This is a genomic window from Kitasatospora sp. NPDC056138, assembly GCF_042264695.1.
Classification (GTDB): Bacteria; Actinomycetota; Actinomycetes; order Streptomycetales; family Streptomycetaceae; genus Kitasatospora.
On sequence record NZ_JBHJVK010000009.1, the window covers coordinates 20,604 to 44,734 of the forward strand.

The window sequence follows — 24,131 nt, forward strand, 5'->3', positions numbered from 1 at the left end:
GGGCGGCTATCGACAACGCCGGGCGGGGGAGTGCCGGCTCTCGTCGGTCTCGGGGGGACCGAGAACACGTGGCCACCAGCGCACCGCTGACCCGAGTGCGAGGAGCAGCCTTCCGCCCAACTGGAAAGTCGGGCCAATCCGCGCCCGGGTGGGTTCCGAAAGGTGGGTGCAACTACAGGGCGGGGTCACCTCAGCCCGGCCCGACACCGCCCACCGCGACCACCACGCCAGGGACGACCACTGGCAGCACGACGAACGTGAGGCCGAGGCATGGCGCCAGGGCCGCACCGGATACCCGATCATCGACGCCGGAATGCGCCAACTCGCCCACGAGGGCTGGATGCAAAACCGCGCCCACCTCCTGACGGCGAGCTTCCTCGCCAAGAGCCTGTGCCTGGACTGGCGCATCGGTGCCACCCACTCCCTCTTCCTGCTCGTCGACGGCGACGTGGCCAACAACCAGCTCAACTGGCAGTGGGTCGCAGGCACCGGCACCCGGCCCAACCGTCTCCTCAACCCGCTGCGCCAGGCCGACCGTTACGTCCTCGACGGGGACTACGTGCGCCGCCGGGTGCCCGAACTCGCCTACCTGCCCGGCCCCGCCGTCCACCGGCCCGGCTGCTCTCTCGCGATTACCCGCCCCCGATCATCGACCCGGAAGCTCTTACCGCCCGGCTGCGTCACGGGCGTGCACCCGGACTGAGATCCCTTACCAGGACCCCGGGAGGTCAACCGAAGGGACGGAGCCAGTGAACGCCATCCGCAGGTCGACGCGTAGGAGTAGCTTTCTGCCCTTCGTGCAGCCTGCTTCAGGAGCACCCGATGGCAACGGATCGGAAACCATCCGCCGTCAGGCACAGGACCTGACACCACGTCGTTACAGTAAGCGGTGGTCCGGCCGTTGGGGGCCGACCAGACCACCACCAGCTTTCAGACGAACACCAGCGCAGTCTCCGGAGGCCGACGTGCGGATTCGGCGGCTGGCTGTCGGTCACGGCAGCTGCACGGTGCCGGGGGGAGCTGGCAGGGGTGTGCCGTCCAGAATGGCCTGGGCGCAGTCGGCGGTGAGCCGGTGCCAGCGGCGTGCGTCGCGAAGCATGGCGTGGCCACCGTGCTGCATGCGGACCGCACGGACGAGTGCTCCCGCCTGCTCGGCCCGGTGGGCGAAAGCCCACGAGTCGCGGGCTTTCGTGATCCGGTCATGGTCGTGGAGGAGGACGACGGTCTTGCCACGCAGGTGCCCGACGGGCTCCCCGGTGGGGCACCACGGGGCCAGCGCAACGACACCCTGAACCTGCGGATGCCGCGCGGCTGCCAGCGCCGCGCGGCCGCCCATGGAGTGGCCGACGAGGAGGGCCAGCACGTATGGGGCAAGCGCCTCCAGCTCCGCGAGGGCCTGCCGAGTGTCCTGCGCGGCGTGGGCGAGCTGCCCGTTCCACCCCCGATAGCGGTAGCGGGCAGAAGCGAACAGCACCTCCTGTCCCTCAAACCTCCGCCGCAGTGCCGAAGCGAAGGGATACATGCGCAGGGAGGGCAGATTCAGTGAGGACGGTGGCCTGAGACTGTCCGCCCTGCCACCGTGCAGGAAAACTACCGCTGCCCTGGCGTGGCGCGGCGTGCTGCGCAGCTGCAGCATGGCCTGGCTGCGCGGGGTTGTCTCCTGGGTGCTGGCTTTCATCGTCTTCCTGTCGTGTGATGTGATCCACCGGTGCACCGCAGGCGAGGAGCGTTGGTCGGGGCGGCCTGACTGTTGTCCATCCCCGGTGGATGGGTTCCCAGGCGTGCGGGAGGCGTGGTTCGAGGGCTGATGCTTCAGCGCCGTTGTGGACGCGGGAAGAAACCGCTGGTACGTGCGACGTAGGCGTCCCAGCCCGGCTTTTGGGAACCCAGTTGGCGTTCCAGCATCGGCTTGCCGCTGCCGAACGCCAGCAGGTAGGTCATCAGGACGGGGCTCAGGAGGAAGGCCCAGCCGATCGGTGTGTCGGCAGCGAGCAGGAACAGGCCCCACCAGACGCAGGCGTCTCCGAAGTAGTTCGGGTGGCGGGTGTAGCGCCACAGCCCGCGGTCCATCACGCGGCCACGGTTGGCCGCGTCGGCTTTGAAACGGGTCAGCTGCCAGTCCCCGACCGCTTCGAAGAACAGGCCCACCGCCCACAGCCCGGTGCCGGCCCAGGCACAAGGCCCGGGCGGCCCGGGGAGGTACTGGGCAGCCTGCACCGGCAGCGAGACAAACCAGAGAATTCCAGCCTGGAGGAGGTAGACCGTGCGTAGGGCATACAGCGTGCGAGCGCGTCCGGCCGGGGCACGGGAGAGCATGCGGGCGTAGCGCGGATCTTCCTCCGCGCCCCGGGAGCGCCACCAGATGTGTGCCGACAGCCGCACCCCCCAGATGGTGACCAGCACGGTGGCCAGCAGTCGGCGGTACGGATCGCCGTGCTCGGCGGAGAAGAGGTAGCCGGTGACGGCGACCGCGGTGAAGCCGAGCCCCCAAGCGACATCGACGCCTCGGTGGCGGCCGCTGCGCAGACCCTGGACGAACGCGGCAAGCATCACCGCCGACGCGACGCCGAGCGTGGCGAGCAGGTTGACTGTGAACGCGCCGCTGTTCACTGTGGCTCCTGGTACCACTCGATGGTGGAGGCGGGCACCCCGCGGGCCCCGTCGGTGGCCGGGCGGACGGCGAGGATCTGGTCCAGGCCCAGGCGGCCTTCGGTGAAGGCGAGTGAGCTTTTAGCCATGTACAGCTCCCACAGCCCTACCGTGGGTGCGCCGACCATGGTGGTGAACTCGGCCCGGCATCGCCGGAGAGTGTCGTGCCAGGCGTCGATGGTGCGGGCGTAGTGCTCGCGCATCGACTCAACCTGACGCACCTCCAGCCCGACCGCTTCCAGCAGGCCGACGATCTCGCCGACCGGACGCATGTGCATGTCGGGGGCGGTGTAGGTCTCGATGAACGCCCCGCGGCCCGGGGCAGTTGTACCGCGGGACATCTGGTGGACCAGCAGTCGTCCCTGAGGCCTCATCGTGGATCCGTCCCAGGCTCTGAGGCGGAACGGGGGCGGCGAGCCGATCAGGTCGGTCAGCACAGGGGCGAGCAGGGCCGCGGCGGTCATCGGGTGTGGTCCTTGCGGGTGAGGAGGATCTGGTGGACGTTCAGGTAGCCGCTGCGGAAACCGGCTTCGGAGTAGGCGAGGTAGAGCTCCCACATGCGGTGGAAGACGTGGTCGAAGCCGAGGGAGGCGACCTCGTCGGTGCGCTGGGTGAAACGTTCGCGCCACAGCCGCAGGGTCTCGGCGTAATGAGGTCCGTAGCCCTGGTGCGTGTCCACGTGGAGGCCCGTGGTGCGGGCGGTTTTGGCGATGGCCTTCAGCGAGGGGATCTGGCCGCCGGGGAAGATGTACTTGAGGATCCAGGTGTAGGTGTCACTGCTGGCGAGCATCGGCTCGTGCGGCATCGTGATCGCCTGCAGGGCGGCGCGGCCGCCGGGCGCGAGCAGCCGCTCGATGGTGGCGAAGTAGAGCGCCCAGAACGGGCGCCCGACGGCCTCGATCATCTCCACACTGACGACGGCGTCGTAACTTCCCTCGGCAGCACGGTAGTCACACAGCCGCACCTGCACGCGATCGGCATATCCCGCTGCGGCGATCCGGCGCCGGGCCAACACCATCTGCTCGTGGGAGAGAGTCAGGCTGACCACCCTGGCGCCGCGTTCGGCTGCGCGCAGTGCGAGTTCACCCCACCCGGTACCGATCTCCAGCACCCGGCTGCCGGGGCCGACCTGGGCGAGGTCGAGCAGCTGGTCGATCTTGCGGTGCTGTGCCTCCGGGAGACCTCCCCAGGTGGCGATCGGCTGCTGTCCGGCGCCGGTGGGGAAGATCGCCGACGAATAGGTCATGGTCGCATCGAGGAACAGCGCGAACAGGTCGTTCGACAGGTCGTAGTGGCGGTGGATGTTACGGCGGGCACCCTCGACGGTGGACCGCTCGTCCTTCGGCGGCCGCTGCACGTACAGGCGGCGCAGCCACCGGGTGGCGGCGGGAACCAGGGTCTGCGGGGCTGCGGCGAGTGCGGTCAGCAGGGCGACGATGTCGGGTGAGTCCCATTCGCCTGCCTGGTAGGACTCGCCGAAGCCGATCAGGCCGCTCGCGCCGACCCGGTGCGCAAACGCCGCCGGCCGGTTCAGGCGCAGCACCGGTGCGCCCGTGGGCGCGGGTACAAGGGGGCGTCCGCCTGGCAGTTCGACGCGAAGGCCGCGCAGGCGGGCGATGCGGCGCAGCAGTTGCATCGCCACCGCTGCCCGCAGGGGGACGTCGGGCAGCTGGGCGACGTCGGGCCAGCGGTGCGGGTCGATGGTGGCTCGTGCCGGGGTGGTTCGGCAGGCGGGCAGAGTCACGGGGTGGGCACCTTATCCTGGGGCGTGTGCGCTGTGCGTTTCGTGGGCTTGTGTGCCTGGCGGGGGTGGACGGGCAGGCCGCGCAGTAGCAGGCGGATGCCCTGGTAGCGGATGTGCAGGCTGACGGCGAGCGTCGAGAGCGGGTGCCGTACGGCCGCCTGCAGGAGGGTGAGCGGCCCGGCCGGGTGGCGGGTGCCGTGCACGGTGGCAGTGAAGGCTCGTCCTTCGGACCGCTCCAGATGGACAGTCAGGTCGAGCTCTTCGCCGGGTTCCGGCAGGTCCATCCGGTAGTGGCCGTCGACGGGGAAGAACGGCGAGACGTAGAACTCCTTGGCCGCCTCGGCTCGCCCGTACCGGTCGGGGCGAAGAAGGTAGCGGTGGTGGGAGCCGTAGGTGTTGTGGACCTCGGCGACCGTGCACACGGGCCTGCCGCCGGGTCCATGACACCAGTAGACGGTGATCGGGTTGAAGACGTGTCCGAGCGAGCGGGCGTGGGCGAGCATCAGGACACGGCCGCCCGCGAGGTCGATGCCGTGGGCCGCCAGGTAGCGGTCCAGGTTTTGGCGGAGCGTCAACGTCGGGTCGCCGGGGTGGTCCGCGCTGCGGAACCGGGCCAGCACGCGCAGTGGCCAAGGGAGTTGCGGCAGGTGGTTGAGGTCGACCAGCCACAGGTAGGTCCGGTGCTGGAAGACGTGCCTCAGCGCAGTGGTGCGCACGTGAGTGATCCGGCACTCGTACAGGGCCGCTCCCCACGGGCCGGACAGCGGTCCGGTCATGGCGTGCTCACCCCGAGCAGGGTGCGTGCGGCGTCGATGCCGGATCGGCAGCCGTCTTCGTGGAAGCCCCAGCCGTGGTAGGCCCCCGCGAACGCCGTCCGCCCCCGGGTGAGTTCGGGCAGGCGGCGCTGGGCGGCGACGCTCTCGCCGGTGTAGATCGGGTGCTCGTAGACCGTGCGGGAGACGACCCGCCCGGCGGGGATCGGGTGGTGGCGGTCCTCATTCAGGGTGACCAGGTAGTCCTCGGCGGTGTCGAGGCCGAGCAGCCGGTTGAGGTGGTAGGAGACCTGCACCCCGTTGGCCGTCCCGTCGCAGTCGGCCATCAGGTAGTTCCACGAGCCGCGCGCCCAGGCCGCGCGCGGCAGCCGGGAAGCGTCGCGGTGCAGCACGGTGGGGTTGCGGGAGTAGCGGAACGCCCCGAGCACCTCCTGCTCGGCGGTCGTAGGGTCGGCGAGGAGCTGTAGCGCCTGGTCGGCGTGTGTGGCGATCACCACCGCGTCCGCCTCCGTGCGGTGGCCGTCTTCGGTGACCACCTCGATGTCGTCGGGATGGCGGTGGACGACGCGTACCGGGGCGGCGCGGTGGACGGCGGTCAGCCGCGCGGCGATCCGCTCCACGTAGGTTCGCGAGCCTCCGACCACGGTGCGCCAGGTCGGCGAGCCGGTGACGCTGAGCATGCCGTGGTTGTCGAGGAAGGCGAACAGGTACCGGGCCGGATAGTCGCCGGCCAGGTCCGGGGCGCAGGACCATACGGCGGAGACCACCGGGGTCATGAAGTGGCTGACGAAATAGGGGGAGAAGCCGCCTTCGGCGAGAAACCCGCGAAGCGACGGGTCGCTCCCACCGGGGTCGGAGAGCAGGCGGCGGGCCCGGCGGTGAAACCGTGGTACCTCGGACAGCATCCGCAGGTAGCGTCCGTGTACCAGCGAGGCGGGCCGGGCGAGCAACCCGGCCGGCCCCCGGGCGCCCGCGTACTCCAGGCCACAGCCTTCACAGCGCACCGACATGCTCATGTCGCTGTCGCGGGTTTCGACGCCGAGTTCACGCAAGAGCCTGACCAGGTGCGGGTAGGTCCGCTCGTTGTGTACCAGGAACCCGGTGTCCAAGGGCACCGTGCGGCCGTCCGGACCGGTGGCCTCCTGGGTGTGGGCGTGGCCGCCGAGCCTGGTGTCCGCTTCGAACAGGTCCACCTGTACTCCTGAACGCTGCAGCTCGTGGGCGGCAGTCAGACCCGCCACACCACCCCCCACCACAGCCACCCTGCGTGGGAACCGGGCGTCCGGCCGCCTACGGCCCGGCACGGTTGTCGAGATGCTCACGGGCAGTGTCACAAGGCCCCTCCGGCTTAACGCGGCCCCGAGCCGGGGCCACTCCATGGCTTCCACCGGCCATTCGGAGCCCTCGGACGAGCGGATTGCTCCAAATTGGCCCACGGCGGAAACACGCGCCTGCTGGCTGCTGGAACGCCGCAGACAGCCGATGGGGCCCAGCTCCACCGGGCAGCGGCCGACTGGGCCCACCGCAAGGCGCAGCCCTTCGGCTTGCCGTCATGACCCGCTGCGATGGGCCGTGACCGGCGAAGTCCGCGCACGGCGCGCGGACCCACCGGTCAATGCCCTGGGGAGGGCAACCGGCGCCCGTTACTGTAACCAGGGCGCTCCTCAGGCCGGGGGAGGGGCCGGGTGTGTGTCAGCTGAACGGCAGCAGCATCACCGGCCGCCCGGTCGGGTGCTGGGAGCCGCCGTCAGGCTCGACGGTCACCCCGATCCCGCCTGCACCGTCGATTGCTCCGGTCAGGACCAGCGATCCGTCACCGGCGGGCAGCAGACCGGCCGGGCGCATGGTTCCCGCGTCGTCGAACCACAGCTGGTATGTCCTGCCGTGGGGCAGGGCGGGCATTCCGGCCGCGAGGAAACCGGCCTGGCCCAGCTTCTTGGACCACACCACGGTACCCACCCCGGAGCCGGCCCTGCCGGTCGCTGTCCGGGAGTCGGGTGCAGTCAGCAGCGCATCGAGACGGGCCAGCTGCTCCTGGAGCCTGGACGCCTGGACTTCGGCCTGCCGGGCCTGGTCGTGCTGCTGGACGGCGACCCCGCCGAGGGCCGCTGCCAGGGCCACGGAGGCCGCGAGCGCGAACTTGGGCCAGTACCGGACGAGTCGGGCTTGGCGGTGACGGGCCCCGTGATCCTGTGAGACGAGTGGGGGAAGCTGCCGGACGGACGGCAGGACGGCCATCACCCGGTGCCTGAGCTCAGGCGGTGGCATCACGGACTCGGCGGCACCGAGCCGGGCCAGCGTCGCGGCGAACTCCCTCACCTCCTGCGTGCACGCGTCGCACTGGGCGAGATGGCGCTCGAAAGCCTTCCGCTCCGGCTCATCGAGCGCATGGACCGCATACGCTCCGGTGAGCGTGTGCAGGTCGGCGGCACTGGTCATCATCCCACCCCCAGGCAGTCGCGCAGCCGGATCAGCCCGTCGCGCATGCGTGTCTTGACCGTGCCCAACGGCGTGCCGAGCATGCCGGCGACCTCCCGGTAGGAGAAGCCCCGGTAGTACGCCAGAACGACCGACTCTCGCTGGAGTTCGGTCAGTGTCCGCAGGCAGCGCCGCACCTGCTCACGTTCGATTCTGCCCTCGACCTGCTCGGCGACCTCGTCGAAGACCGGCGTGTGCGTCTGGGCGGCGGCCCGCTGGTCACGGTCGGCGGCGGCCTGGACCGCCCGGACCCGGTCGACCGCGCGGCGGTGGGCGATCGTCAGCAGCCACGGCATCACCTCGCCGCGCTCTGGCTGGTACCGCGAGGCGGTACGCCACACCTCCAGCATCACCTCCTGCGCGACCTCCTCCGACTGAGCCGGGTCCCGCAGCACCTGCCGCACCAGACCGAGTACCGGTCCTGCCACCGCGTCGTACAGGCGGGCGAATGCGTCCTGGTCGCCGAACGCCGCCTTGGCGACCAACTCCCTCAAATCGGGGCCGCGCCGCTGCGGCCCGGACAGATGCACCACGGCGCTCACCCGGCCACCCACCCGCAGCGGGAAGTCCGGGCGACCGGCCGCAGTGGGTAAGTGTGCGGCCTGCACACCCCGCGGATGACGGGCATAGGGAACCTCCAACGCGACACGGCGTCCACCGATCCTCGGACACACTCCACACTTGACTTTCGGAGACACTGCCCAAACGGATTGCCATGACTTCTCGGATCCGTTCGCCGACCTGCCTCCTCCGCCCGCGGCCGCCGTTTCTACGGGCCCTCCACCTACTGCGACCGGTCCGCACCCCACGGATCTGCCTGACAGGCACTCAGGGACTGACGGGCTGCCACCAGCCCACGTCAAGCGGCGCGGTGCCAGCAGGCCGGTTTCTCGGCCTGCCGCAACACGCGCTCGTTCACGACGCCAGTCCTTGGGTCGGCCGGGACAAGGACGCGGCGACCAACTGGCCACCGCGTCTTGCAAGTCTGCGACAGTACTGGCACGGGCAGGAGCCACGTCGGGGGACAACGATCACAAACCGATCTTGGAGTGTTCCCACCACTGCCGCGCCGTCACCTACCACCACGTGTCCTCGGCCGTTGAACCTTGAGCGACTGCCCTCGAGCCTTGACCGCCCTGGTATGCGGTGACGTCAGGTGCCGTGAACGGCTTACCGAGCGAGCGGGGGGTGTCGCAGATCGCACCCGCGTGACAGGCGTTCCAATAGGATGACTCGTAAAAGCGTTCTCCCGCAGCCTTCGCGCTGGGCATGATCGCGCAGATGGCGATGAACATCACGACCTGGCCGATGGCGACCGTGTGTACGCGCCGGATCCCGGCCACGACAGCGGCAACCAAGGCGGCGGCAGCCACGAACGCAGCCTTCTTCAGAAAAGGGTCCGGCGGGGCGCCGTAGTGCTGCGGGTCCCACGAAAAGTAGGACGACGCCCAGGACAGCCAGATCAGAGAGGGCTGCCAGCTCGGCCACGGCCAGGGTCACGGCCACGCCCTTGCCAGTACGTTCGGCTTTTGCGTTCACCCAGCGACCTTCACCCGGCGCGCGCAGTGTCATGAGTACCTGTACTCAACCCGCCCGGGGCACGCACCGGCAGTGGTCAAGGTTCCGTGGCAATCGGTCAACGTTCGATGGCAAAGGACACGGCACTGGAGGCAACGCCTCCGGGTGGGCTGCCGTACGAGTCGGCGGCCCACCCGGTCTTCGTGGTCGGTTCCGTAGCGGTCAGTTCCCCAGCAGCTTGGCCGCGACAGCGCGGAGGAAGCCTCCTCGGCGGACGTAGTCGAGCTCGCGGGTGGTGTCCACGCGGGCGTGCATCTGCCACTCGGCGAGTACGGCGCCGGATGTGCCGTCGAGGGCACGGACCGTGACCTCACCGCGTGGACGTACGCCGTCGAGGCCCCGGACGTCGAGGAGTTCGCGGCCGGTGAGACCGAGGGAGTCGGCGTTCTCACCAGGGAGGAACTGCAGCGGCACGATGCCCATACCGATCAGGTTGCTGCGATGGATGCGCTCGAAGCTTTCGGCCAGGACAGCGCGTACGCCGAGCAGGGCGGGGCCCTTGGCCGCCCAGTCACGTGAACTGCCGAAGCCGTAGTCACGACCGGCCAGGATCACCACCGGGACGCCTTCGGCCGCGTACGTCAGGGAGGCCTCGTGGATGTTCATCACCTGGCCGCTGGTCAGGTGGACGGTGTGGCTGCCTCGCAGTTCGGGGGTGAGGCGGTTGGCGAACTTCGGGTTGGCGAAGACACCGCGGACCAGCACCTCGTGGTTGCCCCGGCGGCAGCCGTAGGAGTTGAACTCGGCGGGCTGCACCCCAGCCTGCTGGAGGTACCGGCCGGCCGGGGAGTGGGGCTGGATTGAACCGGCCGGGGAGATGTGGTCGGTGGTGGTGGAGTCACCCGCGAAGACCAGCACCCGGGCACCGTGCAGATCGGCCAGCGGACGGGCGTGCTCCTGGTCGAAGAAGGGGGTGCGGACGAGGTAGCCCGAGTCCTGCGGCCAGTCGTACACCGGGCCGGACGGGAACGTGAGGTTCAGCCAGTCCGCGCTGCCGAGGAATAGCTCCGCTTTCTCGCGCTCGAAGTGCTCGCGGGCGACCCGGCTGACCGCTTCGGCGATCTCCGCCGGGCTCGGCCACAGTTCGGCGAGCAGGACCTCGCGGCCTTCGGGATCGGTGCCGACCGGCTGTGGGTCGAGGTCGGTCGTCACCGTACCGGCCAGCGCGTACGCCACCACGAGCGCGGGGGAGGCCAGGTAGGCGGCCGCGACGTCGGGGTGGATCCGCCCCTCGAAGTTCCGGTTCCCGGAGAGGACGGCAGCCAGTCGGACACCCGCGTCCTTGGCCGCTTCCGCTGTCGGGGTGAGGCCGCCCGAGTTGCCGATGCAGGTGGTGCAGCCGAATCCGGCGACCCCGAAGCCCAGTTTCTCGAGGTAGGGCAGGAGTCCGGCGGCCTCCAGGTAGTGGACGACGGCCCGGGAACCGGGAGCCAGGGTGGTCTTCACCCACTCCGGGACGGTGAGTCCGCGCTCCACGGCCTTCCGGGCCACCAGTCCTGCGGTGACCATGGATTGGGGATTCGAGGTGTTGGTGCAGCTGGTGATCGCCGCGAGCGCCACGGCACCGTCCGGCACCGTCTGGTCATCGACGGGCTTCGGGGCCTGCCCGGTGAAGCTGCCCGGGACGGCGGCGAGCGGCATCCGTTCCTGCGGCCGCCGCGGTCCGGAGACACTGGGTTCCACCGCGGACAGGTCGAACTCCACCGTCCGGGCGCAGACCGGCTCCTGGGGGCTGTCCAGCGGGACGAAGAGGCCCTGCGCCCTGGTGTACGCCTCGACGCGGGCGACCTCCTCGGGCGGACGGCCGGTCAGCCGCAGGTAGTCCAGGGTGGCCTCGTCCACCGGGAAGAAGGCGACCGTACAGCCGTACTCCGGCGCCATGTTGGAGACCGTCGCCCGGTCCGGCACACCCAGACTCGCCACGCCTGGACCGAAGAACTCCACGAAGTGGCCGACCACGCCGGTCCGCCGTAGGAACTCGGTCATGGTCAGCGCGAGGTCGGTCGCCGTACTGCCCGCAGGCAGTTCGCCGACCAGACGGACCCCGAGCACCGGGGGGCTCAGCAGCGAGATCGAGTGACCCAGCAGCGCGGTCTCCGCCTCGATCCCGCCGACGCCCCAGCCGAGTACGCCGAGGCTGCCGACCATCGGGGTGTGCGAGTCGGTGCCGAGCACGATGTCCGGGGCGAGCAGGCCCGCCGGGTCCGGCATCACCACGCGCGCCAGGTGCTCCAGGTTCATCTGGTGGACGATCCCGCGCCCCGGCGGCACCACCCGCAGCCCTGGGATCTCCTGCTGCGCCCAGCGCAGGAAGCGGTAGCGCTCGCGGTTGAGCTCGAACTCCCGGGCCATGTTCAGCGAGACGGCCTCGGGCTTGGCCCATGCCCCAGCCTCGACCGAGTGGTCGATCACCAGGTCGACCGGCAGGGCGGGCCTGGCCAGCTGCGGGTCGAGTCCGCGCTGCGCCATGATCGAGCGGAGCGAGGCGAGGTCGGCGAGGACCGGCACCCCGGTGTGGTCCTGGAGGATCAGCCTGGTCGGCCGGAAATCGATCTCCTGTTCCGTACCCCGTCCCGTGCAGCCGGCGATCAGCGCGGCGGCCGTGGCGAGCGCGGTGGAGACGGCGGCCTGTGCCGCGTCGGGATCGTCCTCGGTCGTCGTCAGGGCGGTGCGCAGGATGTTCTCGACCAGGATCCGGACGGTGCGGGGCGCGGTCGCGATCTCCGGCAGACCGCCTGCCTCGGCGGCCGCCAGACTGACGAACCTGGCCTCGCCCCCGGGCATTTGGAGGGTGGTCAGCAGGTGGCGGGCCGAAAGGCCGTCACCCGACGGATGGTTGGTTGTCACGCTCTTGTTCTCCCGAGAGTTTTCAGGGCGTACCGGACCCGGGTCGCCGGGTGGTCCCGGCCGCGCGGCGACCCGGGCACCCGTCCAGGGCTGCTCGCGGTACGCCGCGCGGCGGTACCGAGGGACGGACCGTCTCAGGCGGCCACGGTCACCTGAGCGTTCCGGTAGATCTCCACCAGCTGTTCCTGCGAGACGGCGCCACCGAGGCGGATGGAGAGCGCCCGGACCTCGTCCAGGCAGTGGGGCAGCAGCTCCTCCTGGGGCTCGATGCCCTGCTGCTCCAGGGCCCAGGCGACCAGGGCCCGGCCGGAGTGCTTGCCGAGGATGTAGCGGCGCTCGCCGCCGACGTGCTCCGGCGGGAAGGGCTCGAAGCTGGAGGTGTCACGGAACATGCCGTTGGCGTGGATCCCGGACTCGTGGGCGAAGACGTTGTCACCGGTGACGGGCTGCCAGGGCAGCACCGGGTGGTTGGCCGCCTGGGCGACCAGAGTGCTCATCTCCTTGAGCTTGGACAGGTCGATGCCCAGGTCCCGGTCGTACAGCTTCTTCAGGGCGACCACGACCTGTGCGAGGTCCGCCATGCCCGCCCGCTCGCCGATCGCGTTGACGGTCACGTGGAAGTAGCGGGCACCGGCCTTGAGACCCGCGATGGTGTTGGCGGTGGCCAGGCCGAAGTCGTTGTGGGCGTGGCACTGGACGTCGATCCCGGCCGTCGACACCACGGCGGCGACCCGCTCGCCGTAGCCCTCGGGGCTGAGCAGGCCGACGGTGTCCGACAGGCGCAGGCGGTCGGCGCCGGCCTCGTGCACCACACCGGCGTACTCCTGGAGGAAGGAGATCTCGGTGCGGGCGATGTCCTCGGCGCTGATGGAGACGAAGGCGCCGCGGTCCTTGGCCATGTGGACCAGATCCTTGGCGGTGGCCAGCAGCCAGGTGCGGTCCTTGCGGACGCTGGCCTTGAGGTGGCCCTCGGAGGTGGGCAGGCCGATGTGCACCGACTTGAAGCCCATGTCCAGCGAGCGCTCGACGTCGGCACGGACACCGCGGTGCCAGACCACCAGCCGCGCCTCGTCCTGCCGGTCCACACAGGAGCGGATGAAGTCCAGCTCCTCGCCGCCCATCGCGGGGATGCCGATCTCGACCGAGCTCACTCCGGCCTCGATCAGTGAGTTGAGAATCTTGGTCTTGGTCTCCTTGGAGAAGGCCACGCCGGGAGTCTGCTCGCCGTCGCGCAGGGTGGTGTCCTCGAGGACGATGTCATGACGGATGGACATGGTGGAACCTCTCTGATGTGTGTGAACCGGTGCTCCGGCTGGGTGCGGCTCAGTTGAAGGGGTCGATCCGCTCGGCGAAGCGGCCGTGCTCGGCCAGCGCCATCCCCTGCGAGTAGCCGATACCTGCGGCTTCCAGCTCGCGGGCGAGCCTCGGGGAGGGCGGGACGGGGCGGAGGTAGTCGATCCCGTCGGGCAGCCGGACGAGGGAGGGAAGGGCGACTGCGATGGCTGCGGCCCGGTCGGCCGCCGTGACCCGGTCGCCGACTTCGTGCCAGTAGCCGGCCATCTTGGCTCCGCCCACGATGCCGGTGCACGACAGGAGCGAGAGCAGCGCGATGTTCGAGCTGTTGTCCAGGACGAATGCCGTGCCGGGGGCTTCGGAGGCCGCCAGTTCCCCGGACGGACTCAGGCTGCGGGCCTGCGGGCTCGACTCCAGCAGGGCGTCGGCCCAGCGCTGATGAGAGTCGGAGCCCGGCCCGAGACGGCGGTCGCGGAAAAACTCCACGACGAGATTGAGCGGTACATACAGCGTACTCCCGGAAACCGAGAGGCCTGCCGATTCCTCGACCGTTGCCATGAGCAGCATATAGGAAATGGCTCGGTTGATACCCGACTTTGCCAGGCGTGCGGCTTTCCTGTCAACATTTCCGGCCGAATTCGGTACGGATTGCAGCGGGCCCTGGCTGGCCACCACGACATGCTTGGCCTTCTTGTTCCTGGTGAAGAGCGTCTCGCGGCGCAGTGCACCCTCGGTGTCCAGGTACCACCAGGCGTAGGGGCGCCAGCCCAGGTCGGAGAAGTTCACATGGGTGAGGACCACCCGCAGGTGGAAAGCCGAGTCGTCGGCCTGCTGGAGATGGCGGACGTACCAGGAGACGCCCACCCGGGGGAAGAAGACATTCGGGCTGGCATGCGGCAGGCTGACCAGAACATTCTCGGCCGTCGCGAACCGGGCGAGCGAGCGGTCGTCCAGGCCGAGGATTTCCAGGGATTCCTGGAAATCCTCGTCGCCCGAATCGGCGATGATTTCGTCACGTTTCGACCGAAGCCAGGAAGCGAATTCCTGCCGGACCGTCAACGGTGTCGGCACCGTGGCACCTCTCCTTCACGAGACATCGACACAACACTTCACGGCAGATCGGCCGGGCGGTCACGGCACGTCGATTCCGGGCACCCGCCATCTGGAGCGCAGGGCCGGCCATGCCAGCGCGAAGCAGGCCAGTGCGGCGGCGAGGACGGCCGAGGTGCCGCTGATCCCGCACAGTCCGACCAGTGCCCCGGCCGCGAAGGAGAACACCGCCTTGGCAAGTGAGGCCACCACGTTGCGCATGACGGCGAACTGGCCGATCTCGTGGTCGCGCGGCGCCTGGTTGGTCATCACCTGCATGCAGATCACATGGCAGGTGATCACCAGGACCAGAGCGAAGCATTCCAGCACCACCAGGTACTTGAGGTGGAAGAAGGCCAGCAGCAGAGCGAGTGCGCCGGCGATCGGCAGCGCCCACGCCAGCACCTGCCGGGAGGACACCACACTGGTGGAGAGCAGCACACCCGCCAGGAAGCCGCCGCCGATCGAGACGATGTTGAGCACCGCGTAGAACGAGGGCTGGTTCGGGGCGACGGCATCGGCCAGCGGCACCAGCAGCGTGGTCATGAACTGCAGCCCGCCGCTGCTCGGTATCGAGAACAGCAGGACCGCTACCAGGCCGAAGCTCCAGCGCATCGGTGTCTGTCCCTCCGGCTGCCCGCTCTCCTCCTCGGCCCGCTCACCCGGCTCGGTGTACCCCCGGGTTCCGAGCGTCATGAACAGCGCGCTCAAGCCGTACGCCACCGCGGCGAACAGGAGTCCGCCGACGACCCACCGCTGGGCGAGGAACAGCCCGGCCAGTCCTGCGCCGACGACCTGGCCGATCAGCGAGGACGACGAGGTCAGGCCCATGAGGCGTCTGGCGGTGTCTCGGTCGAAAAGGTTGCGGATCAGCCGGTTCAGCGCCGCCTTGTTGGTCATCTTCGCGATGGACAGCACGACCTGGCTGAGCGAGATCACCGTCATGGAGAGTGCCACGCTGCGACCTGAGGTGAATTGCTGGGCCGCCAACAGGAAAGAGGTGACCGAGAGCACCGAGTTGGTGGACCTGGCCATCCGGTCCGCCCGCCCCCGGTCGGCGACGCGGCTGAACAACAGCCCCACCAGCGCCGCCGGCAGGTAGCCGAGCACCACCACCACACCGATGAGCAGAGCGTTGGAGGTCAGCGCGTAGGTGAGCCAGAGCAGCACCACCGCCTGCCCGCCCTCGGCGAGGGAGGAGAAGACGAAGAAGAGGACGAGGGAACGCATCAGCCCACCCGTCCAATGCCGGCCAGGTCGGCCTGCGACGGCCGGATGCCCGTCGGATCCGCGGCAAAGGGGTGCCCATCGAGCATGGCCAGCGTTTCGCGGACCTCCGCCATGCTGCCGTACTCGAAGAGCACCAGATGGCTGAAGGAACAGGAACCGTCCGGCACGGCGTCCAGTTCGGTCGGGTAGTTGCCCGGCGAGACCTTGACGATGCCCGGGATCCGGCGCAGCGCGTCGGCCGTCCACAGCGGTCGACCGGCCGCCGAGGCGCCGGCCGCCACGCCGATCACTCCGCGGTAGCCCTCGCGGAGCGGTGCGGCGGGTGCCTTGGGCAGGCCGGAGGGCCTGTCCAGCTGCAGCCGGACGAACTCGCTCCAGATGTCCACACCGTAGAAGTGCCGGAGCGACTCGGCCACCCCGCCGCCGGCTGGGCGCAGGCCGATTTCGCCGAACAGCAGCTCGTCACCGACCTTGAACAGTTCCAGGTGGAAGACGAAGTCCGGGATGTCGAGCGCCCCGGTGACCTTCCGGGCAGCCTCCACCACGCACCCGTACCGCGGGTCGTCCGGCGGCAGGTGGATGCTCGCCCGGCTGGTGCCGACCGCCCCCAGTACCGGACGGTCGTAGGCCGAGGGGATGGCCACCAGGAGGCGGCCGTCCCGGACCACGCCGTCGCAGTGCAGTTCGTACTCGACCTCGAGGGCCTCCTCGACCAGGAGCAGCTCCTCGCAGGAGGAGAGGTGGTCGATCGCATCGGCGGCGGACAGTCGCTGGACCCCCCGGCTGGAGGATCCGGAGAGCGGCTTCACCATGACGAAGGGTGCGTAGGTGCGCCGTCCGGCCTCCTGCAGGAAGTCGCCGGAGAGCCAGAAGTCGGCGGCCGGGATGGCCTCGTGCAGCCGTTGCTTCATCCGCCACTTGTTGGTGGCTTCCAGCGCCTGGTCGAACTGCAGGCCGGGCAGTCCGTACCGGCTGCGCAGGAAGGCGGCGAAGGCGAGGTTGCTCTCGGAGGTGGCCAGTACATGAGAGAACGGCTGACGTGCCATCAGCGCGTCCACGATCTCCAGTGTCCGGCGCTCGGGGGCGAACACCGGGACCACCGTCGCCCCGCCCCCGGCTACCGCTCCCTCACTGAGGTCCAGGTACTCGACCTCCTCGGTGAAGGCCGAACGGGCCTCGTCGAACAGCGGCTTGGCGGTGTCGAGAACCAACGCACGGCCGACCGGGCCCAGCTCACCGAACCGGGCGATCTCGGCGATGAGCCTGCGGAGCTGCTCGTTGTCGGGGTCGGAGACGATCGCGTACCCCGCCCGGCCGTACGCGCCCGTCCGGCCGCCGCTGGGGAAGTCGATCTCGACGAACGGGAAGCGCTCCTCGAAGTCGGCCTGGGTCAGCTCGACGCCCTCGAAACGCCGCAGGAAGAGATAGCCGTAGTACTCCGCGGGCGCCACCGGGTTGAGCGCCCCAGCAGCGGGCTCGCCCAGGGCGAGCGCCAGTTGCAGCTCGAAGAGGTCCACCCCGTGGGTGAGTCTGATGACCTCGGGCGCGAGCGCGCCCGCGATCCGCACAGCGCACTCTCCGAACACCAGCTCCTCGCCGGTGTCGAAAGCCTCCAGGTGGAAGACGCTGTCCGGGGCAGCCAGGGCGGTGAGGCTCTGCTCGATCAGGGTCTCGACCCTGGCGAAGAGCTCCGGGTTCTGCTCGGCCGACAGGACCTGGTCGGCCAAAATCCCGCCCTGCGACCACTGCATCGGCGCCTGGTGGTAGCGGGAGACCGAGAACCAGAGCAGTTGGCCGTCCTCCCAGACGCCGTCCGCATGGATCTCTGGACCGTCGACGAAGGACTCCGCAACGAAGGCGACATCCGAACTGCCCCCGCCCGCCGGGCCGGAGCCGACCAGTTCGGCCAGCTCCCCGGCGGAGGCCACGGCAGCCGTACGGACCGAGCCGAAGCCGTTGGCCGGTTTGACCACGAAGGGCGTGCCCAGCTCGTGGGCCAGCTCCTCGAAGGAGCCGGCGGCCCCGACGTACGCGCACCGGGCACGGGCGATCTTGTCCGGCAGAGCGGTCTTCTGCAGGTACTTGTCCCGGAAGGTGAGTGTTCCGGCGAAGTCGCGGTCGCCCGGCAGACCGAGGGCGGCCCGCAGCACGGCGGCACTGAACACTCCCTCCTCATGGCCCGTCACCACACCGACGACGTCGATGAGCTGGGCGCCCAGGACCGCCCGCAGCACCTCCTGGGCGTCCTCCAGGCTCCGGACCAGCCGGAAGCGCTGCCCGGCCAGGCCCTCCTTGTACTTCTCCACCACGTAGAACGCGTTTAACCCCCTGCGGGAGATCGCGTCCTGCATGCCCTTGCGGTACCCAAGGACGATCACGGTTTCCATGGCTTTGCCTCTGCTTCCAGCTGCTGCCGGCCGGGCCGGCACAGGTCGTGCTGATACAGGTCGTGCGGGCCGGTTCCGAAAGGCTCCAGATAGCGAAAGCCCCGGCGTGTGAAGAATCCGACGTTCTCCGGCAGGGTGCGCCGCACGGCGACGAGGACCCGACGGCACCCGGCCCGCCGGGCCCGCTCACCGACCTCCTCGACCAGCGCCGAGCCGATCCCGCGCCCGCGCAGGTGTGGCCGGGTGGCCAGGAAGCAGAAGGTGTAGCTGCCGTCGCCGGGGCGCTGGTCCTCCGGGTACTGCAACACACAGCCGACCACCGCACCGCCGCTGCGGGCCACCAGCCAGTGCCGGAGCTCTCTGCGGACCGTCCCCTCGTCGAGGCGCAACGCGGTGGGTGTGAAGGCTACCCCGAAGGGGGTGAACGCCTCGGCCAGCACGGCGAGGATCTGCGGTACGTCGTGGCCGGTGGCCTCCGCCGCGGTGGTATCCACCGCTAGCGCTTGCCGCCGGCTGGCAGTTGAGCGGTGAACAGCTCGCTGTGGTAGGGGACTTCGAGTTCGCCGCCGGTCGCGAAGTCTCGGACGAGGGCCTCGAGCCGCTTGAGGTAGCCCTCTCCGTGGGCGGTGATGGCCCGCTGCGCCTGGGTCGAGGACTTGGACATCCCCACGAAGTCCTGCGCGCTCATGGTGGTCGCCCAGTCGGCGGTGGCGACCTCGACCGTGCCACCGGCCGCACCGAAGACCTCGGTGAGCTCGGCGGCGAAGTCGAACACCCGGTAGTGGCGGCTGTAGCCGGGGCTCAGCTCCTCCAGCAGCGACTCGTAGGCGTCCAGGAAAGGGCTGCGGCCGAAGTCCCGGTTGTTCTGGATGATCGCCACGACACCGCCCGGAGTCAGGCAGCCGGCCGCCGCCCGCAGGAACCTCGGCCGGTCCATCCACTGGAAGGACTGGGCGGCGATGATCAGGTCGACCTCCGCGGCCTGCTCCAGGAAGGGTTCGGCCTCGCCCACGGTCCACTCCACCTGCGGGAACTTGGCCTGCCCCTGTGCCGCCATGTCAAAGGAGAGGTCCACCGCCCGGTACCGGGTGTCCGCCGCCAACAACGGCGTCAGCCCCTCAAGTTCGACCCCTGTCCCGGCACCCGCGTCCACCACCAGCAGCCGCTCCCGGGCCGGGAGCCTGCCGACGAGCAGCCGCAGCAGCTGCTCGGGGTAGCGCGGCCGGAACCGGTCGTAGTCCTGGGAGAGTCCGTCGAACTTCTGCTTCTGCTCCGCCATGAGCGGTCAACCTTCTTCCGAGTAGCGGCTGCCGGGGCGCGCGAGACCGAGCTTGGTGCGCAGCGTTCCGGGCTGGTAGGCGTCCTTGTAGACGCCGAGCCTCTGCAGTTCCGGCACCACGTGCTCGACGAACTCGGTGAGCCCGCCGGGCAGATGGGGCGGCATGATGTTGAATCCGTCGGCAGCCCGCGTGGTCAGCCACTCGGCCATCTGCTCGGCCACCGTGCGGTAGGAGCCGATCATCACCACATGGCCGCGGGCGACCGTGAGCCGCTGGTAGAGCTCCCGGATGGTCAGCCCCTCGGCCATCTGCTCGATCAGCTTCCGCCGGCTCTGGTTGCCGTTGGAGGGCGGCAGCCCGGGCAGCGGGCCGTCCACGTCGTACGAGGACAGGTCGAAGCCGCCGACCAGGTCGGAGAGCATGCTGACGCCGAGCCTCGGGTGGATCAGGCCCTGCAGCTCCTCGAACCGCTGCTGCGCCTCGGCGTCCGTGGCGCCGACGAACGGGCAGAGTCCTGGCAGGACCAGCAGGTCGGGGTTGAGCCGCGGGTACTTCGGCAGCCGTTCCTTGAGGTCCCGGTAGAACTCCTGGGCACTCGCCAGGTCCGACTGGGCGGTGAAGACCACCTCGGCGGTGCGGGCCGCCAGTTCCCTGCCGTCCTCGGAGGAGCCGGCCTGGACGATCAGAGGGTAGCCCTGCGGCGGGCGGGAGATGTTGAGCTCTCCCCGGACGTCGAAAAACTCGCCCTTGTGGCCCAGGACATGGCGGCGGGCCGGATCGTAGAAGACGCCTCCCTCCTTGTCCCTGGCGAACGCCTCGTCGTCCCAGCTGTCCCAGAGCCCGGTGACCACGTCGAAGAACTCCGAGGCACGCCGGTAGCGGTCGCCGTGGTCGGGGTGGGCGCCGAGCCCGAAGTTGTACGCCGCGTCGCTCTTGGATGAGGTCACCATGTTCCAGCCGGCCCGCCCACCACTGATCAGGTCGAGCGAGGCGAACTCCCTGGCCATGTTGTACGGCTCTTTGTACGTGGTGGAGGCGGTGGCCACCAGCCCGAGGTGGGTGGTGTGCATGGCGAGCGCCGAGAGGAGGGTCATCGGCTCGAGGACCACCACCCGGCTGCCGTAGCCGTCACGGTCGTCGTTGAAGACCGAGGGGGTGTCCGAGAGGAACATGAAGTCGAACAGCCCGCGTTCGGCGGTTCTGGCGAGGTCGACGTAGTGTCCGATGTTCTGCGCGCCGTCCGCCTGGGCGTCGGGATGCCGCCAGGAGGCGGCGTGGTGGCCGGTGCCGTACGAGAGGTACGCGCCCAGCACCAGTTTCCTGTGCTTGATCTGGCTCATTGTCCTTACCACTCGCTGTCGTTCGTGCCGCGGCCCGGACTACTGGGCCGCCAGCGCCAGATCGGCGCTCCGGGGACGGAGCGACGCCGGGTCGCCGGGTGAGATGTGCAGGATCTCCTTGAGGTCGATGCAGCGTTCCTCGACCTCGGCCGTCCGGCCGCTGCGCAGGATGTCGTGGGAAACGTCCTGCATGGCCTTCAGGGCTGCCCTCAGCAGGTGGTTGGCGTAGATCACGATGTTGAACCCGGCCCGCCGGAGCTCCTCCGCGTGGATCGAGTTGTAGGTGGTCGGTACCGAGACGAGCGGCACCCGGGGGTAGGAGCGGCGGAATTCGGCGGCGAACTCCAGCACCTCAGCCGGGTTCTCCTGACGGCTGTGGATCATGATCCCGTCCGCCCCCGCGGCCACATAGGCGTCCGCCCGCTCCAGGGCGTCGCGCATCCCGCGCGAGAGGATCAGGCTCTCGATCCGCGCGATGATCATGAAGTCCTCGGTGGTCTGCGCAGCTTTGCCCCGCCGGATCTTCTCGGCGAACTCGTCGATGTCGGCCGAGGTCTGTGCCACCTCCGTCCCGAGCAGCGAGTTCCGCTTCAGGCCGGTCTTGTCCTCGATGATCACGGCCGAGACACCGGCCCGCTCCAGGTCCCGCACGGCGAGCTCAAAGTGCTCCACCTGGCCGCCGGTGTCACCGTCCATGATCAGCGGTCGGCTGGTGACCGAGAAGATGTCACAGACGTTGCTGAGCCGCGCCCTGGTGTCCAGCACCTCGATGTCGGGCAGCCCGTGCAGCGTCGAATCCGTGAGCGAACTGGACCAGAAACCGTCGAACCGGACAACACCGGAACCGTCATCGGCGAGGGCACTTGAGTTCTCGGCGATGATCGCCGAGACGGGGTTGTGCACCTCGATGATTCGCAGGCATTCCCCGGTGGAGAGGAGGCTCTTCAAACTCGCCCGGCGGACATCGTTCGTGACGGACTGAATGCGCATGCTGTCCCCTTGTGATTGCTGTCTGCGGGACGCCCGGAAGGCGGTGCACCAGGCAGTGCGAGTACGTCCCTTACAGACCGGAGTTCTCACTGTGCCGTCAAACCTTCCACCGGAGCGCGCAGCAGACAATGGAAACTGGTCATCTCTGTCAACTTGCGGCGATCACACCGGATATGATCGATAGAACGTGTGCTTTCGGTGTTCTTACCGGCCGAATCGGCCCGGTCCTGAGGTCCGGCACGCCAAGGCCGTCCCCCAGCAGCGATCGAAGCAATGGATCGGCGAGGTCATGGCGCACGCAACCGTCACCGACCCCGTTTTTCGGCCGCCCTGCACAGTGAGGCCCGGGGAGGCCGCCGCCCTCAAGTTGCGCCTACATAGCTGTCATGAGTTCCGATTCCTCCGGGCAGGGCTGCAAACGCTGGACCGCGCGATGGAAGGCCGCTGGACGTGCAGCCGAATGGTCGAGCCGGCGGGCGTTTGGTGCGGTGGGTCCGTCAGGGTGGGGATGCGGTCGGATGCCGCGCCTGCGGCAGGGACCGCCCGCCGGGCCCCCGATCGTGCGGAGGTCCCTGCCGCTACCCCGCGCGCCGCCACGCGAGTACGGGAGTGGTGATGGAGGAGTTCGACGCCGTCGCGGACCGTCTCTACGCACTTGCCCCTCACCGGTTTCGCCGTGGCCCGCAATGAGCGGTGTGCATCGTGAAAACCGCAGGTCAGTTGCGCCCGACCAGCCCTGACTCGTAGGCGGTGATCACCAGCTGCACGCGGTCCCGGGCGTCGAGCTTGGTGAGCAGGCGGGAGATGTAGGTCTTGGTGGTCGCGGTGGTGATGGAGAGTTCCGCGGCGATCTCGGCATTGGAGCGGCCGAGTCCGACGAGTGTGAGGATCTCGCGCTCGCGGTCGGTGATCGCGGCGGGCCTCGCCGGGCCGACTGCGTTGGCCGGCTCCGTGGCTGGGGAGGACGCGGGCTGTTGGCGCGCGAAGTGCGCGATCAGGCGCCGGGTGACCGTCGGGGCGATCAGGGCGTTGCCGGCGGCCACGACGCGGATCGCGGCGAGGATGTCGTCCAGCGCCATGTCCTTGACGAGGAAGCCGGATGCGCCGGCGCGCAGGGAGCCGTAGACGTGCTCGTCCTGGTCGAAGGTGGTCAGGATGAGGACGCGCGGGACGCCTGCGGCGTCCGGGGCGCCCGCGGTGATGAGCCGGGTGGCCTCGATGCCGTCCATACCGGGCATCCGAATGTCCATGACGATGACGTCGGGCCGCAGTTCGGCGGCCAGGCGGACGGCTTCGGCGCCCGTGCCGGCCTCGCCGACCACCGTGAGATCCGGGGCGTCGGTGATGATCATGTCGAGGGAGGCGCGGACCAGCGGCTGGTCGTCGGCGAGCAGGACGCGGACTTCGGTGGTGGTGGCAGGGGGCGTGGTCATCGGATGGGCTCCGGGGTCGCGAGGAGTTCGGTGGGCGCGGCGGGCGGGTCGACGTCAGGCCGCGGGGGGGGCCGGCTGGCGGTGATGGGGGGGCGGCCGCCCCCCCCGCCCCCCGCCGCGCTGCACCACCCCGCGAGCGCGGAGTGCGGGCGGTTGGCCGAAATCCGGTCCTCCGCTTCGATTTCTACGGTCGATCGATTGACGGACGGTCATCCGATCGGATTGCCTATGCGACGACCCGGGCACGGAGGGTGACAGCTCTCACCTCCGGGCCGCCCCGCACTCCCTTCACGGAGACAACGTGCGCCTTCGCCTGTTCCTCGCGCCGGTCATCGCCGCCGCCGCACTGCTCGCCCCCGCCGCACCGGCCTCGGCCGCCACCGGAACCGGCACCACCACCGTTGCCGTCGGCCCCGTCACCGCCGGCGCTGCGACTCCCGCGAACGAGTGCTCCGCCGGCTTCCACGGCGGCGATCCCCGCCTCGGCCCGCAGGACCTGCCCAGGAGCGGCCCGGTCGGCCGCGAGCTGACCGGCTACCGGCGCACCGGCGGCCTGACCGAGGAGAAGTTCCTCGCCACCTACTACAGCCCCACCGCCAACTCCGGCTCCCCTGGCTGGATATACCCGCCGTCCGACGGCTACGTGCTCCGCCCGGATGGCACCCCGGTCGAGTTCACCGTCAGTCTCCTCCCCGGCCAGGACATCGACCGCTACGGCAGCGAGTACGGAAGTTTCCTCGCCCCCGAGGGCATTCCGTACGCCGCCCGCTCCATCCCGCCGCAGAGTCTCGACGGCAACCCCGCCGCCGGCTGCAACTACCGCGACTACCGCGTCCTCAAGCCGTTCACCGTCCACGCCGGCCCGATCGCCCCGTGGTTCGGCCAGCCCGGCTACGGCCTCCAGTACCAGCTCGACGGCGCCCTCGTCCTGGGCGCCCCGACCCGCCTGAACGTCCTGTGGCTGGTCGACAACGGCTACCTGGCCCGCCTGAACTGACCCGCCGGCACCCGGCCCCCGGC

20 protein-coding genes and 1 pseudogene are annotated in these 24,131 nt (G+C 69.7%); 2 read left to right on the top strand and 19 right to left on the bottom strand.

All coding sequences use genetic code 11. The features are described from left to right. Positions 1-166 precede the first annotated feature (166 nt). On the top strand, positions 167-703 hold the full coding sequence (locus ACFC1R_RS08885; RefSeq protein WP_375934986.1) for an FAD-binding domain-containing protein: 537 nt from the start codon (positions 167-169) through the stop codon (positions 701-703). A 288-nt stretch (positions 704-991) separates the two neighbouring features. Here ACFC1R_RS08885 and ACFC1R_RS08890 read toward each other — a convergent pair whose 3' ends face one another. The 19 genes and pseudogenes from ACFC1R_RS08890 to ACFC1R_RS08980 all read right to left on the bottom strand — a co-directional run bounded on the left by ACFC1R_RS08890 (position 992) and on the right by ACFC1R_RS08980 (position 23,111). Beyond that, positions 992-1,678: an alpha/beta fold hydrolase gene (locus ACFC1R_RS08890; RefSeq protein ID WP_375934990.1), complete on the bottom strand. Its 687-nt coding sequence runs from the start codon at positions 1,676-1,678 to the stop codon at positions 992-994. 134 nt (positions 1,679-1,812) lie between these two features. After that, positions 1,813-2,550: a DUF1295 domain-containing protein gene (locus tag ACFC1R_RS08895; RefSeq protein ID WP_375935331.1), complete on the bottom strand. Its 738-nt coding sequence runs from the start codon at positions 2,548-2,550 to the stop codon at positions 1,813-1,815. Between the two features lie 56 nt (positions 2,551-2,606). Beyond that, positions 2,607-3,023, bottom strand: a pseudogene (locus ACFC1R_RS08900) (class I SAM-dependent methyltransferase); the annotation flags it as partial. Between the two features lie 86 nt (positions 3,024-3,109). Beyond that, entirely contained in the window at positions 3,110-4,393 is a 1,284-nt protein-coding gene (locus ACFC1R_RS08905; RefSeq protein ID WP_375934993.1) for a class I SAM-dependent methyltransferase, read from the bottom strand. Beyond that, positions 4,390-5,169 carry a DUF1365 domain-containing protein gene (locus tag ACFC1R_RS08910; RefSeq protein WP_375934996.1) on the bottom strand — a complete coding sequence of 260 codons (780 nt, stop codon included), beginning with the start codon at positions 5,167-5,169 and terminating at the stop codon, positions 4,390-4,392. The genes ACFC1R_RS08905 and ACFC1R_RS08910 overlap by 4 nt, the downstream gene beginning before the upstream one ends. After that, positions 5,166-6,428, bottom strand: a complete 1,263-nt coding sequence (locus ACFC1R_RS08915) for an NAD(P)/FAD-dependent oxidoreductase (RefSeq protein ID WP_375934999.1) — start codon at positions 6,426-6,428, stop codon at positions 5,166-5,168. The genes ACFC1R_RS08910 and ACFC1R_RS08915 overlap by 4 nt, the downstream gene beginning before the upstream one ends. A gap of 430 nt (positions 6,429-6,858) precedes the next feature. After that, complete coding sequence (locus ACFC1R_RS08920) at positions 6,859-7,605, bottom strand: anti-sigma factor domain-containing protein (RefSeq protein ID WP_375935002.1); 747 nt, start codon at positions 7,603-7,605, stop codon at positions 6,859-6,861. Beyond that, positions 7,605-8,186, bottom strand: a complete 582-nt coding sequence (sigK, locus tag ACFC1R_RS08925; RefSeq protein WP_375935006.1) for an ECF RNA polymerase sigma factor SigK — start codon at positions 8,184-8,186, stop codon at positions 7,605-7,607. Before sigK ends, ACFC1R_RS08920 begins: the two co-directional genes overlap by 1 nt. A gap of 534 nt (positions 8,187-8,720) precedes the next feature. Next, positions 8,721-9,017, bottom strand: a complete 297-nt coding sequence (locus tag ACFC1R_RS08930) for a hypothetical protein (RefSeq protein WP_375935009.1) — start codon at positions 9,015-9,017, stop codon at positions 8,721-8,723. Between the two features lie 367 nt (positions 9,018-9,384). Continuing rightward, the gene (gene acnA, locus ACFC1R_RS08935) at positions 9,385-12,069 is read right to left on the bottom strand and encodes an aconitate hydratase AcnA (protein ID WP_375935012.1); all 2,685 of its coding nucleotides are present in this window, start codon (positions 12,067-12,069) and stop codon (positions 9,385-9,387) included. A gap of 134 nt (positions 12,070-12,203) precedes the next feature. After that, positions 12,204-13,343 (bottom strand): hypothetical protein, encoded by a 1,140-nt coding sequence (locus ACFC1R_RS08940; protein ID WP_375935015.1) that lies wholly within the window; start codon positions 13,341-13,343, stop codon positions 12,204-12,206. 49 nt (positions 13,344-13,392) lie between these two features. Then, complete coding sequence (locus ACFC1R_RS08945) at positions 13,393-14,433, bottom strand: hypothetical protein (RefSeq protein WP_375935018.1); 1,041 nt, start codon at positions 14,431-14,433, stop codon at positions 13,393-13,395. A 60-nt stretch (positions 14,434-14,493) separates the two neighbouring features. Beyond that, on the bottom strand, positions 14,494-15,681 hold the full coding sequence (locus ACFC1R_RS08950; protein WP_375935021.1) for an MFS transporter: 1,188 nt from the start codon (positions 15,679-15,681) through the stop codon (positions 14,494-14,496). Continuing rightward, the gene (locus tag ACFC1R_RS08955; RefSeq protein WP_375935024.1) at positions 15,681-18,068 is read right to left on the bottom strand and encodes an acetyl-CoA carboxylase biotin carboxylase subunit family protein; all 2,388 of its coding nucleotides are present in this window, start codon (positions 18,066-18,068) and stop codon (positions 15,681-15,683) included. Before ACFC1R_RS08955 ends, ACFC1R_RS08950 begins: the two co-directional genes overlap by 1 nt. Then, complete coding sequence (locus ACFC1R_RS08960) at positions 18,056-18,562, bottom strand: GNAT family N-acetyltransferase (RefSeq protein WP_375935026.1); 507 nt, start codon at positions 18,560-18,562, stop codon at positions 18,056-18,058. Before ACFC1R_RS08960 ends, ACFC1R_RS08955 begins: the two co-directional genes overlap by 13 nt. 2 nt (positions 18,563-18,564) lie before the next feature. Next, positions 18,565-19,347: a class I SAM-dependent methyltransferase gene (locus tag ACFC1R_RS08965; RefSeq protein WP_375935029.1), complete on the bottom strand. Its 783-nt coding sequence runs from the start codon at positions 19,345-19,347 to the stop codon at positions 18,565-18,567. A gap of 6 nt (positions 19,348-19,353) precedes the next feature. Then, positions 19,354-20,688, bottom strand: a complete 1,335-nt coding sequence (locus ACFC1R_RS08970; protein ID WP_375935032.1) for an LLM class flavin-dependent oxidoreductase — start codon at positions 20,686-20,688, stop codon at positions 19,354-19,356. A gap of 39 nt (positions 20,689-20,727) precedes the next feature. Beyond that, positions 20,728-21,678 carry a phosphoenolpyruvate mutase gene (gene aepX, locus ACFC1R_RS08975; RefSeq protein ID WP_375935035.1) on the bottom strand — a complete coding sequence of 317 codons (951 nt, stop codon included), beginning with the start codon at positions 21,676-21,678 and terminating at the stop codon, positions 20,728-20,730. 716 nt (positions 21,679-22,394) lie between these two features. Continuing rightward, the gene (locus tag ACFC1R_RS08980) at positions 22,395-23,111 is read right to left on the bottom strand and encodes a response regulator (protein ID WP_375935038.1); all 717 of its coding nucleotides are present in this window, start codon (positions 23,109-23,111) and stop codon (positions 22,395-22,397) included. Between the two features lie 301 nt (positions 23,112-23,412). On the opposite strand from ACFC1R_RS08980, the gene ACFC1R_RS08985 reads away from it, so the two are divergent. Next, positions 23,413-24,108: a TNT domain-containing protein gene (locus ACFC1R_RS08985; protein WP_375935041.1), complete on the top strand. Its 696-nt coding sequence runs from the start codon at positions 23,413-23,415 to the stop codon at positions 24,106-24,108. Positions 24,109-24,131 lie beyond the last annotated feature (23 nt).